Raw genomic sequence first — 11,567 nt, 5'->3', positions numbered from 1 at the left:
CGCCCGGGGGGTGGCGGTTTTCTTCCCCCGGGGGGGGGGGGGGGGGGGGGGGGGGGGGGGGGGGGGCCCCCCCCCCCCCCCCCCCCCCCCCCCCCCCCCACCACGTGTCAGCCGGTGGTGAGGACGAACTTCTCCCAGGCCCCGACGGACGTACGGTTGGCGATCAGCGACCCGGCCCCGGCGTTCTCCGCGCACACGATCTGGTTGTTGACCGTGGCGCGCAGACTGACCGTCCCATCCGAGTTGGTGATGAGCTGGAAGGTCTCCCACGACCCGACCGACGTGGCGTTGGCGACCAACGCTGCGGCGCCGGCGTTCGTGGCCGAAACGTAGAGCCCGTTGGCGCGTGACCGCAGCGCGATGTTGCCGTTGCCGGCGTCCACCCGGTCGAACTGCTCAGTCGTGCCGACGCTGGCCTTGTTGGCGATCAACGCGGTGCTGCCGACCGCCGACACGTACTGGTTGTTGACCTGCGCCCGCAGCGTGCTCACCGGCGTGCTGCCACCGGTGCCGGTGGTGAAGGTGAACGCGTCGACATCGAACAGGTAGCCCGACCCGCCCTTGAAGACCAGGTACAGCGTGGTCGACGCGCTGGGCGGGTTGCTGATAGTGGCTGACGCATCGACGAACGTCTCCCAGTTGCCGGTCACCGGAACCGTGACCGTGCCCAGCAGAGTGCCGGTGGCCGACCCGGTCCGGACCTCGATGGTGCCACCGGCGCCGGCCGACGACGCCCGCACGGTGATGCGGTCGGCGTTGGCCAGGTTGTACGGCGTGTACGAGATCCAGTCGTTGTTCTCGATGAACCCGGCCGTGCGGCCACCCTCGGCGCTGGTGTGGTCGGTCGCCTGAACGCCCGACTGAGCGCCGAAGTGCTCACCCTGGCGGTGCTTCGGTTGCAGGGTCTTGATGCTGTGCGTGGTCAGACCGCCGTTGTCGGTGTAGGCGGCGTCGAAGACCCCGTAGATGTTGGCCGCCGCGTCGTGCTCCCCGTCGGTCGGGACGGTGATCGAGCCGCTGCACCCGTTCTTCGAGGTGATCTGGTGGGCGTGGCTGTCGTGGCCCAGCGCGTACGTCAGGCTCACCTTGGAACAGTCGATCGTGCCGTCCTGTGGGTCGCTCACGCTGATCTGGTACGGCACGGTGTCACCGAAGCTGAACAGCTGCCCGTCGACGGGCGAGGTCAGCGTCACCGTCGGCGCGGTGTTCCCCACGGTGATGACCAGGCTCGCCGTACCGGACAGGCCGGCCGGGTCGGTGACCTTCAGGGTGGGGGAGTAGGTGCCGTTGGTGGTGTACGTCTTGGTGGGGTTGGCCGCCGTCGACGTGGTGCCGTCACCGAACGTCCACAGGTAGCTCAGCGCCCCGCCCTCGGGGTCGGAGCTGCCAGCCGACGAGAAGTTCACCGTCAACGGGTTGGCCCCCGACGTGGGGTTCGCCGAGGCGACCGCGATGGGGCTGCGGTTGCCGCCGCCGATGTACTCGATCCGGAACAGCGCCTGGTTGTTCGAGCCGGTGCCGTAGTCCAGCACGTACAGCGCGCCGTCCGGGCCGAAGGCCATGTCCATGACCTGCGTGCCGCTCCACGGGAACGAGGAGATCTCGCCGCGGGAGCCGTCGGCGTTGATGGCGATCGGCTTGATCCAGCGGCGGCCGTACTCGCCGGCGAAGAACTGGCCGTTGAGCGACTGCGGGAACTTGATGCTGGAGTTCAGCGAGGCGTCGTAGCGGTAGACGGGCCCGGCCATGGGCGACTCGGAGCCGCTGCCGAACTCCGACGGTGACCCGGAGTCGCCGGCGTACTTGATCCAGGCCGGCTTCGCCGCGGGCAGCGTGCCGAGCCCGGTGTTGCGGAACGAGTTGTTGGTCGGCCCGCCCGTGCAGTTGTACTTCGACTGCGACGGCCCGGACGGGAAGGTGTATTCATTGTATGTTTCCGTGCTCGTGTTGCTGCCGGTGCAGTACGGCCAGCCGAAGTTGCCCGGTGCCGTGATGCGGTTGAACTCCACCTGACCCTGCGGACCCCGGCTGGAGTTGGTGCTCCCGGCGTCCGGGCCGTAGTCGCCGACGTAGACGACGCCCGTCGCCTTGTCGACGCTCATCCGGAACGGGTTGCGCATACCCATCGCGTAGATCTCGGGACGGGTGTTGGCCGTGCCGGGCGCGAACAGGTTGCCCGACGGGATCGTGTACGTCCCGTCCGCCTGCGGCTTGATCCGCAGCACCTTGCCCCGCAGGTCGTTGGTGTTGCCCGCCGAGCGCTGGGCGTCGAACTGCGGGTTGCGGTCGGTCCGCTCGTCCAGCGGCGCGTAGCCGGACGACTCGAACGGGTTGGTGTCGTCGCCGGTGGTCAGGTACAGGTTGCCGGCGGCGTCGAAGTCCAGGTCACCGCCGACGTGGCAGCACTGCCCACGGTCGTTGGCGACCTGGAGCACGATCTTCTCGCTGCTCAGGTTGAGCGTGTCGTCGCCGTTGAGGGTGAATCGGGACAGCCGCAGGTGCCCCTTCCACCGGTCCCAGTCCGACTGCGTGCCGGTGGTGGGGGCGTCCCCGGACGGGGTGCTCAACGTGGGCGAGTAGTACAGGTAGATCCATCTGTTGGTGGCGAAGTTGGGGTCGACGGCGACGCCCTGCAACCCCTCCTCGTCGTGCGTGTAGACGGACAGGGTGCCGGAGACCTTGGTGTTGCCGGCCACGTCGGTGACCCGAAGGACGCCGTTGCGGGCGGTGTGCAGCACCGAGCGGTTGGGCAGGACGGCCAGGGACATGGCCTCGCCCAGCTCGGCCGAGCCGGTGGCGAGTTTGACCTGCTGATAGTCGCTGGCGGGGATCACCACCGCCTGCGCGGCGGTGGAGGGCGCGACCACGGCCAGGGTCACACTCGCGACGGTGGTGACCGCCCCGACGAGTGCCCGGGACCAGCGCCGGGGGTTCGAAAGCATGATCGTCCTTCCTCGACGACCAGGGCCGGGCGTGCGGGGGCGCACCACGGCCAGGTGAGGGTGGTGAAGAAGCGAGCCGCGGCGCGTCAGTTGGTGACGAGGTCGAACTTCTCCCACTGACCGATGGAGGTCCGGTTCGCGATCAGCGGGGAGGAACCCCCGTTGTCGGCGGCCACATACCGGCTGTTCACGGTGGCCCGCAGGCTCACCGTGCCGTCGGAGTTGCGGATCAGCTGGAAGGTCTCCCACGCGCCGGCGGTGGCCCGGTTGGCGATCAGCGCGGCGGCCCCGGCGTTCTCCGCCGCGACGAACTGACCGTTGCTCTTGGCGCGCAGCGCGACGTTGCCGTTGGCGAGGTTGACCAGTTCGAACCGCTCGCTCGTCCCGGCAGTGCTCTTGTTCGCGATCAGCGGCGTGGTGGCGTTGGGCGCGCTGACGTACTGGTTGTTGGCGCGGGCCCGCAGGGTGGAACCGGTGGCGGCGGGAGGCGGGGTGGTCGGCGGGGCCGTCGTCGGCGGGGCCGTGGTGGGCGGGGCCGTGGTGGGCGGGGCCGTGGTGGGCGGGGCGGTGGTCGGCGGCGGGGTGGTCGGCGTCGTCCCCGGCGAGCAGTTGGCGCTGACCGAACCCGCGGCGACCTGCAGGCCACCGAGCAGCATCTTGGTGAAGTTCGGGTCGCTGTACGACGCCTCGGTGTGCCCGAGGCCCGTGTACCAGGCCCGACCGCCGCCGAACGCCTTGCACCAGGTGATCGGGTGGTCGCCGTTCATGTTGCCGCCGCTGTAGGACGACTCGTCGAGGCTGGCGAGCACCCGCGCGGTGGACCGGGGGTTGGTGCGGTAGTTGTACCACTCGTCGGAGCGGACCCAGGTGGCGCCGAGGTGCGCGGTCGACGGGTTGCTCCGGTCCTCGATCTTCACGGTCGCGGTCTGGATCGCCGGGTGCGAGTCGAACCACGCGCCGACCAGCTGGCCGTACCACGGCCAGCTGTACTCGGTGTCGGCGGCGGCGTGCACGCCGACGTATCCACCACCGGCCCCGATGTACGACTCGAAGGCCGTCTGCTGGCTGGCGTTGAGGACGTCGCCGGTCGTCGACATGAAGACCACCGCCTGGTACTGGGCCAGGTTGGAGGTGGTGAACTGGTTGGCGTCCTCAGTCGCGGTCACGGTGAAGCCGTTCGCCGCGCCGAGCTGCTGGATGGCGGCGATGCCGTTGGGGATGGCCGAGTGGCGGAAGCCGGCGGTCTTGCTGAACACCAGGACCTTGGTCAGCGGTGCGGCCGAGGCCGTCGTGGGAAGGGCTATCAGGCCGGCCATCAACACGGCCAGGCCGGTGACGAATGCCAACAGGCGGGGACGGGAACGCATGGTCTTGCTCCTTAGCTGAGCGTCGACCCCGAGGGGTGCGCGAGGGCACGCCCGGGGCCAGGGTGGCGGTGGTGCGGAAGCCGGGCCGCCGATGCTCGGCTGAGGTGGGTGCTGCGGTGATGTGGAGCGGTGGTGACGTGCGACTGGCCAGCCGATGACTGCGACCAACCTCTGTGGACGGTCACAGTGCATCGACTCACATCGCTGACGCAGTAAACCTCCGATGTCTGCGCCCCGTCAAGCCCACCCGCTCCGGCCTGGGACGCACCGTGGCACGGTCAGCGCCGGCGTCGGGGCGGGCCGTAGGGTCGGCGGTATGTCCACCGACGAAGATCGCGAGCGCATGTCGGCCCCGCCTCGACGTCGAGCTGGTCGCCTGGCCCGATCGCGACCACTACGGCGGTGAGCTCGGCCTGGATCAGGGCCTGTGGGAGAACGGCCGGTGCCCACGCTGCGAGGTCGAGGTCGCCTCGAACGCCAAGCGCGCGCACTGCCCGTACTGCGGCACCGCGTGCGTCCTGACCTGACGGTGCGCGCCGGCGTCGCGGTGATCAGCCTCGGCCGGTTCGACTACTCCGGGCCGCGGGTGCCCCTGGTCGCCATGAGGATGAGGTCGGCGATCGCCTCGGGGTGCGTGACCATGGCGAGGTGCGAGGAGTCGACCTCGATCGTCGTCGCGTTCATCCGCTCGGCCAGGAACCGCTCCAGCTCGGGCGCGGTGGTCCGGTCTGCCGTGGAGACGGAGTAGTAGCAGGGCCGGTCCCGCCAGGCCGCGACGGTCGTCCGGCCCGCGAAGAGGTCCCCTGCGATCGGCCCCTGAACCGCGAAGAGGGAACGCGCGCGGGCCTCGTCGACGCCACCGGCGAAGTCGTCGAGGAAGGCTCTCTCGCTGAGCTGCGCGAAGCCGTCGTTGTGCACGAGCCCGGCGTTCGCCGGCGGGGTGGGGAACCGCGCCGCGAGCGCCGTGAAGTCCTCCCCGGCGTCCGGCGCGCGGGCGGCGACGTACACCAGGGCGGTGACCTTGGGATGGTTGCCGGCCTCGCTGATGACCGTGCCCGCCCAGGAATGCCCCGCCAGCACCGTCGGCCCGTCCTGCCGGTCGAGGGCGCGGTTCGTGGCCGCCACGTCGTCGGCCAGGGAGGTCAGCGGGTTCTGCACCGCCGTGACCGTCAACCCGGCCCGCTGCAGGAGCGGAATGACGTCCGACCAGGAGGAGCCGTCGGCGTAGGCGCCGTGCACCAGGACCACGTTGCTGACGGGCCCGGTCGGGTTCGCGCCGCTCATCCGCACCGTCCGCATGCGACGACGCCGAGGCACCGCCCGGCCGCCGACGACAGTTCTCGCCAGCACTCTCCCTCACCGGGAGGCGTTCGGTGGGCCAAACGGGCGGGCTTCCGCCGGAGGCGTCAGCGACCGAGGACGAGGTACGCGAGGCCGAGGACGCCGCGGTAGCCGCCGACGTACTGGCGCAGCCGGTCGTCGAGCTCCGCGCGGATCTGGTCCGCGCGGGGATCCTCGGGGTACGTCAGCAGCCACTCCTGCCGCCCCGCGAGCCAGGTGGACTCGAAGTCGTCCCACTCCCGCTGGTCGGCGGTGCTCAGGTGCAGCAGCCGCCAACCGCGCGCGCGGGCGGCCTCGACGAGGCCCGCGAGATCGGTGACGTCGGCACCGAAGATGCGCGTGGCCTCCGCGGTGGGGTCGGACTGCCAGTACCCCTCCCCGAGCAGCAGCCGCCCGCCCGGTCGGACCACGCTGGCGAGGGCGTCGAGGGCCGCGCCGGTGCCGCCGAAGGCGTGTGCCGAGCCGATGCACAGGACCCGGTCGGCCGGCTCGTGCCAGGCCGCGGCCTCGCCCATCACGAAGGCGACGTGCCGGTTCAGCGACTTTTCGGCGGCGAGCCTGCGCCCGCGGGCGAGGGCGGCCTCGTCGGTGTCGACACCGACGCCCCTCGTCGCGACGGGGCCCGCCACGCCGCCCGCGGCGACGGCGCGCAGCAGCAGCTCGCCCCAGCCGCAGCCAAGGTCGAGCACGCGCGCGCCGGGGCGTACGTCGAGTCGTCGCAGCAGCAGGGCCGCGTGCTCCTCCGAGAGCGGCGTGTTCCAGCGCATCCGCGCGTACCGGCTGGCGGCGAGGTGGTCGGTGCTGTGCATCCGTTCAGGGTGTCAAGTCGTGATCACCGGCGCGCACCGGGTGGGGTGCGTTCAGGTTGCGCGCAGGTCGGGACGGGTGTCGGGGCGTACGGCAGGATCGGTGCAATGGACGCGGGCGCGGCGCAGCCCTGGCGGCCGCCGACCCGCCACGAGGTCGCGGCCGCGGCCGGTCGCGGCCTGGTGGACGTGATCGGCCCGGGCCTGCGGGTGCTGTTCTGCGGCTTCAACCCGGGCCTGTACTCGGCGGCGGTGGGGGAGCACTTCGCCCGCCGGGGCAGTCGCTTCTGGCCGGCCCTGCACGGCGCCGGCTTCACCGACCGGGAGCTGCGCCCGTGGGAGCGCGCCGAGCTGCTGCGGCAGGGGCTGGGCATCACCAGCCTGAGCAACCGGGCCACCGCCCGCGCCGACGAGCTGACCCCGGCCGAGCTGGTGGCCGGGGTGACCGGGTTGGCGCTGAAGGCCGAGCGGCACCGGCCGAGGTGGGTGGCGATTCTCGGGGTGACCGCGTACCGGATCGCGTTCGTCCGGCCGAAGGCCGGGCTGGGCCCGCAGCCGGAGCGGCTGGGCCCGGCCCGGGTCTGGGTGCTGCCCAACCCCAGCGGCCTGAACGCGCACTTCCCGCTGCCGGTGCTGACGGCGGAGTTCGCGGCGCTGCGGCGGGAGGCGGGTTCCTAGACGCCGTCGGCGGCCAGCGCCCGGTAGTAGGGGGTCATGGAGGGGTGGTACTCGTCGAACTCCGGTTGGCGGGAGCCGTCCCGGGAGGCGACGAGCAGGTCCAGGTAGTACTCCCAGCCGGCGCCCACCTCGGCGATGCCGTCCAGGCTGGTGAGGCGCTGGGCGAAGCGCAGCTCGGTGGTGCCGTCGGTCTCGGTCAACGCGAACTCCAGCAGCCAGTCGCCCGAGCCGTCGATCATCGACACGCTCAGGCGCCGCTGCGGCTCGCACACCTCGATGCGTACGTCGCACCAGGGCTGCTGCTCCTCGTACGCCATCTGGACCCGGATGGTCCGGCCGGGCCCGGCGTCGCCCTCCCACGGGCCGAACCAGCGGGCCGTGCGCTCCGACTCGGTCAGGCTCGCCCACACGTCCGCCGCCGGGGCGCGGAACGTGCGGGTCATGACGAGGTCGTGGCCGGTGGCGGTGCGGAACAGGCGGCCAGCGGGTGTACGGGTCATGCGATGTGCTCCGTTCGATGTGCCGCCGGGCCGCGGGCGCGGCGTTCCCGGCGGGTGCGATGGACCTCGGTCTCCAGGGCGTCGAGGCGCTGCTCCCACCGGTCCGGTGCGGTGAACTCGGCGAGCCAGTCGATCAGCGCGGCGAGCGGGCCGGGGTCGAGGCGGTAGATCCTGCGGCGCCCGACCAGCTCGTCGCGGACCAGCCCGCTCTCGCGCAGCACCCGCAGGTGGCGACTGACCGCGGGTCGGCTGATGGCGAACCGCTTGGCGATCTCACCGGCGGCCAGTGGCGCGTCGCGCAGCATGGTCAGGATGCGCCGCCGCACCGGGTCCGCGATCGCGGTGGCCACCTCGTCCACGCCGAAAGCGTAACTGATGGGTTACGGGTTTGCGCGAGGCGGGCTGCGTCGATCGTGGGCACATGATCACCTGACCTGGCACTCTTGACGGCATGCCAGCCCAGCTTCGATCCCGCCTGCTCGACTGGACCGTCGCCGTACCCGTGCTCGCCGTGCTGGTGTTGCTCGTGACGTGGGGGCGGGACCTTCCCGCCCTCGTCGTCGTGCTGGTCGCCGCGTTGCTGGGCGGTGCGGTGCTCGCCGCCGTGCACCACGCCGAGGTGGTCGCCCACCGGGTGGGGGAGCCGTACGGCTCGCTGGTGCTCGCCGTCGCGGTCACGGTCATCGAGGTGGCCCTGATCGTCACGCTGATGATCAGCGGGCCGGAAAAGACCCAGTCGCTCGCCCGCGACACCGTCTTCGCCGCCGTCATGATCACCTGCAATGGGATCCTCGGCCTGTCCCTGCTGCTCGGGGCGCTGCGCCGACGCGTGGCCGTGTTCAATCCCGAGGGCACCGGCGGGGCCCTGGCCACCGTGATCACCCTGGCCACGCTGAGCCTGGTCATCCCGACCTTCACCACGGCCCGCCCCGGCCCGGAGTTCAGCCCGGCCCAGCTCGTCTTCGCCGCCGTCGCGTCACTCGCGCTGTACGGGCTGTTCGTGCTGGTGCAGACCGGCCGGCACCGCGACTACTTCCTGCCCGTCGACACCGAGGGTCGGGTGATCGACGCGGAGGAGCACGCCAAGCCGCCGACCACCGGCGCCGCGCTGATCAGCCTGGGGCTGCTGCTGGTGGCGCTGGTCGCGGTGGTCGGCGACGCCAAGACCGTCTCACCGACCATCGAGGCCGGCGTGGCGGCGGCGAACCTGCCGCACGCGTTCGTCGGCGTGATCATCGCCCTGCTGGTGCTGCTGCCGGAGACCCTGGCCGCCGCCCGCGCCGCCCGCCGGGACCGCGTGCAGATCAGCCTGAACCTCGCCCTCGGCTCGGCGATGGCCAGTATCGGCCTGACCATCCCGGCCATCGCCATCGCCTCGATCTGGCTGGACGGCCCGCTGCTGCTCGGCCTCGGCGGCACCCAGCTCGCGCTGCTCGCGCTCACCGCGGTGACCGCCGTGCTGACCGTGGTGCCGGGGCGGGCCAACGTGTTGCAGGGCGGCGTGCACCTGGTGCTGCTGGCCGCGTTCGTCTTCCTGGCCGCCAGCCCCTGACCGTCTCGGCGTCGCGCGCCCCTCGGCGCTCGCCGGCCGCCGGCTCAGCCCGGCGGGTCGTCCGCCAAACGGTCCGCGCGGGCGTTCAGGTAGCGCTGCTGCGCCAGGTTCGTCGAGCGTGCCGCCGCCATCCGGTACGCCTTGCGCGCCGCGACCCGCTCACCGGTCAGCTCCCACAGGTGGGCGCGGGCGGCCGGCAGCCGCGGATCGTCGGCCAACCGGACGTCGTCGGCCAGGTCTGCCAGCAGCGCCAGGCCGGCCGGCGCGCCCCGGCTCATGGCCACCGCCACGGCGTGGTTGAGCGCCACGACCGGATTGTCGGACAGGCCGAGCAGCACCTCGTACAGGGCGGTGATCTGCGCCCAGTCGGTGGCCGCCGCGGTGGGCGCCTCGTCGTGCACGGCCGCGATGGCCGCCTGGAGCTGGTACGGCCCGACGACCCCGCGCGGCAGCGCCCCGGTGATCAGGGCGATCCCCTCGGCGATCTGGTCGGCCCGCCACCGGCCGCGGTCCTGCTCGGCCATCGGCACCAACTCGCCGTGGGCGCCGATCCGCGCCGGCGCGCGGGCGTCGGTGAGCAGCATCAATGCGAGCAGCCCCGCGACCTCGGGGTCGTCGGGCAGCAGCCGGTGCACCAGCCGCGTCAGTCGGATCGCCTCGGCGGTCAGGTCGGCGCGCAGCAGCCCCGGGCCGGCGGTACGCGCGTACCCCTCGGTGAAGACCAGGTAGAGCACGTGCAGCACCGCGGCGACCCGGTCGGCGCGCTCCGCCCCGGTCGGTGGCGCGAATCTCAGGCCACTGTCGCGGATGCGCTGCTTACCCCGGCTGATCCGCCGGGCCATCGTCGCCTCCGGCACCAGGAACGCGCGGGCCACCTCGGCGGTGCTCAACCCGCCCACCGCGCGCAGCGTCAGCGCGATCTGCGACGCCGGCGTGAGCGCCGGGTGGCAGCACAGGAACAGCAGGATGAGCGTGTCGTCGGCGTCCGCCGGGGGCCGGTCGGCGGCCGGCGCCAACCACTGCTCCGGCAGCACCCAGCGCGCCACCGTCTCCTCCCGCCGCGTCCGCGCCTGGTCGCGCCGGAGCAGGTCGGTGAGCCGCCGGGACGCGACGGTGATCAGCCACGCGCGGGGATTCTCCGGTACGCCGTCGCGCGGCCAACCGTCCGCCGCCGCGATCAGCGCCTCCTGCACCGCGTCCTCAGCCGTGTCGAAGTGCCCGTAGCGGCGGACCAGCGCGCCGAGGACCTGCGGCGCCAGCTCGCGCAGCAGATCCTCGGTGGGCGTTGCCGGCACCGGTCAGCCGGCCAGGTCCTCGACGCCGTCCAGCACCGGCCGCACGTCCACGTACGCGCCGGGGGTGTCCGGGTCGACCAGGCCGGCGGCGATCTCGGTGGCCCGGTCGAAGCTGGCGCACTCCACGATCGTGTAACCCGCGAGCACCTCCTGCGTCTCCGGGTACGGGCCGTCGGTGACCACGGACGCCCCGTTCCGGACCTGCACGCGACGGGTGTGCACCGGCTCGCTGAGGCCCCGCGCGTCGACCAGTTCCCCGGAATCGGCGAGCGCCTGGTGGAACGTCTCCATGTGCTGGTGCATGGCCGCGACCTGCTCGGCGGACATGGCCGGCCGGTCGGAAGCCCGCCCCGACAGCACGTCGTAGTCCTGCTGCGACCCGTAGAGCAGAATCATGTACTTCACCGTGGCCTCCTGTCTCCGGTGCCGCCCCGGCACCGCTCACCGGAAACGTCGAACCTCAACCCCGGTCCCCGGACACTCCCACCCCCACCAGATCCGTTGATCATGAAGTTATTGCCCTCGTGGCCGGCGTGTCGGGGCAATAACTTCATGATCAACTCCAGTGGGGGGTTACTGGCCGTAGGAGAGGCGGAGGCGGTTGTTGATCAGGTAGTTGAGGCGGTGTCGCAGGTAGCCGAGGGTGCTCTCGCTCGGTAGGTCCGCCTCGGTGGTCAGGGTCCAGCGCAGCGTGCAGTCCCCGCCGGGCAGTCCGTGCGTCACGTCGAAGCGGATCAGGTCCAGCGGCCGGTGCGGCCACAGCGACGACCACACCAGCAGCACCGGTGCGTAGCCCGCCACCACCCGGGGCGGCACCTCGTCGTCGCGCAACTCCAGCCAGGGACGACTGCCAGCCTCGTACGGGTCACGCAGCGACCGCCACACGACATGCGCCGGGGCCGGCTGGCTTCGTCGGCGGCTGCCCAGCACGTGCACGTCGCCCTCCTCACCGGACGGCCACCGCCGCCCCGGGCCATTGTGGCGGCCCGGGGCCGGCCGCGTGAACCGCCCGGCCGGCCGGGGGTGAAGCCGCCCAGCCGGTCCGAGGGTGAAGCCGCCCGGCCGGCCTGAGCGTGAACCGTCCGG

Annotated in this window: 11 protein-coding genes; 2 read left to right on the top strand and 9 right to left on the bottom strand. The window is 72.3% G+C overall.

The window, feature by feature from the left end; genetic code table 11:
• Positions 1-107 precede the first annotated feature (107 nt).
• From ACGGAQ_RS20840 to ACGGAQ_RS20825, 4 genes are all read right to left on the bottom strand, one after another.
• Entirely contained in the window at positions 108-2,942 is a 2,835-nt protein-coding gene (locus tag ACGGAQ_RS20840) for a PQQ-dependent sugar dehydrogenase (protein ID WP_393051608.1), read from the bottom strand.
• An 86-nt stretch (positions 2,943-3,028) separates the two neighbouring features.
• Positions 3,029-4,309: a ThuA domain-containing protein gene (locus ACGGAQ_RS20835; RefSeq protein ID WP_393051606.1), complete on the bottom strand. Its 1,281-nt coding sequence runs from the start codon at positions 4,307-4,309 to the stop codon at positions 3,029-3,031.
• Positions 4,310-4,879: 570 nt separating this feature from the next.
• Positions 4,880-5,593 (bottom strand): alpha/beta fold hydrolase, encoded by a 714-nt coding sequence (locus tag ACGGAQ_RS20830; protein WP_393051604.1) that lies wholly within the window; start codon positions 5,591-5,593, stop codon positions 4,880-4,882.
• Positions 5,594-5,715: 122 nt separating this feature from the next.
• Entirely contained in the window at positions 5,716-6,459 is a 744-nt protein-coding gene (locus ACGGAQ_RS20825) for an SAM-dependent methyltransferase (RefSeq protein ID WP_393051603.1), read from the bottom strand.
• A 105-nt stretch (positions 6,460-6,564) separates the two neighbouring features.
• On the opposite strand from ACGGAQ_RS20825, the gene mug reads away from it, so the two are divergent.
• The gene (gene mug / locus ACGGAQ_RS20820; RefSeq protein WP_393051601.1) at positions 6,565-7,134 is read left to right on the top strand and encodes a G/U mismatch-specific DNA glycosylase; all 570 of its coding nucleotides are present in this window, start codon (positions 6,565-6,567) and stop codon (positions 7,132-7,134) included.
• Here the strand turns inward: mug and ACGGAQ_RS20815 are convergent.
• Positions 7,131-7,634: an SRPBCC family protein gene (locus tag ACGGAQ_RS20815; RefSeq protein WP_393051599.1), complete on the bottom strand. Its 504-nt coding sequence runs from the start codon at positions 7,632-7,634 to the stop codon at positions 7,131-7,133. The genes mug and ACGGAQ_RS20815 overlap by 4 nt on opposite strands.
• A complete protein-coding gene (locus ACGGAQ_RS20810) occupies positions 7,631-7,993 on the bottom strand; it encodes an ArsR/SmtB family transcription factor (protein WP_393051598.1) in 363 nt (120 codons plus the stop codon). Before ACGGAQ_RS20810 ends, ACGGAQ_RS20815 begins: the two co-directional genes overlap by 4 nt.
• A 92-nt stretch (positions 7,994-8,085) precedes the next feature.
• Between ACGGAQ_RS20810 and ACGGAQ_RS20805 the strand changes: the two genes are divergently transcribed.
• Positions 8,086-9,186: a calcium:proton antiporter gene (locus ACGGAQ_RS20805; RefSeq protein ID WP_393051597.1), complete on the top strand. Its 1,101-nt coding sequence runs from the start codon at positions 8,086-8,088 to the stop codon at positions 9,184-9,186.
• A gap of 44 nt (positions 9,187-9,230) precedes the next feature.
• Here ACGGAQ_RS20805 and ACGGAQ_RS20800 read toward each other — a convergent pair whose 3' ends face one another.
• The 3 genes from ACGGAQ_RS20800 to ACGGAQ_RS20790 form a co-directional block, all read right to left on the bottom strand.
• The gene (locus ACGGAQ_RS20800; protein ID WP_393051595.1) at positions 9,231-10,481 is read right to left on the bottom strand and encodes an RNA polymerase sigma factor; all 1,251 of its coding nucleotides are present in this window, start codon (positions 10,479-10,481) and stop codon (positions 9,231-9,233) included.
• Between the two features lie 3 nt (positions 10,482-10,484).
• Positions 10,485-10,877, bottom strand: a complete 393-nt coding sequence (locus ACGGAQ_RS20795; protein ID WP_393051627.1) for a YciI family protein — start codon at positions 10,875-10,877, stop codon at positions 10,485-10,487.
• 177 nt (positions 10,878-11,054) lie between these two features.
• Positions 11,055-11,417, bottom strand: coding sequence for a hypothetical protein (locus ACGGAQ_RS20790; protein ID WP_393051593.1), 363 nt, complete (start codon positions 11,415-11,417; stop codon positions 11,055-11,057).
• Between the last annotated feature and the right edge of the window lie 150 nt (positions 11,418-11,567).

The organism is Micromonospora sp. NPDC047557 (assembly GCF_043205095.1).
Taxonomy (GTDB): domain Bacteria; phylum Actinomycetota; class Actinomycetes; order Mycobacteriales; family Micromonosporaceae; genus Micromonospora.
This window is presented reverse-complemented; position numbering and strand designations above follow the sequence as displayed.

Bases quoted from the DNA above. Each gene is read 5' to 3' on its own strand.
- mug (WP_393051601.1), top strand. From the start codon at position 6,565: ATGGACGCGGGCGCGGCGCAGCCCTGGCGGCCGCCGACCCGCCACGAG.
- ACGGAQ_RS20805 (WP_393051597.1), top strand. From the start codon at position 8,086: ATGCCAGCCCAGCTTCGATCCCGCCTGCTCGACTGGACCGTCGCCGTA.
- ACGGAQ_RS20830 (WP_393051604.1), bottom strand. From the start codon at position 5,593: ATGAGCGGCGCGAACCCGACCGGGCCCGTCAGCAACGTGGTCCTGGTG.
- ACGGAQ_RS20815 (WP_393051599.1), bottom strand. From the start codon at position 7,634: ATGACCCGTACACCCGCTGGCCGCCTGTTCCGCACCGCCACCGGCCAC.
- ACGGAQ_RS20835 (WP_393051606.1), bottom strand. From the start codon at position 4,309: ATGCGTTCCCGTCCCCGCCTGTTGGCATTCGTCACCGGCCTGGCCGTG.
- ACGGAQ_RS20840 (WP_393051608.1), bottom strand. From the start codon at position 2,942: ATGCTTTCGAACCCCCGGCGCTGGTCCCGGGCACTCGTCGGGGCGGTC.
- ACGGAQ_RS20795 (WP_393051627.1), bottom strand. From the start codon at position 10,877: ATGATTCTGCTCTACGGGTCGCAGCAGGACTACGACGTGCTGTCGGGG.
- ACGGAQ_RS20825 (WP_393051603.1), bottom strand. From the start codon at position 6,459: ATGCACAGCACCGACCACCTCGCCGCCAGCCGGTACGCGCGGATGCGC.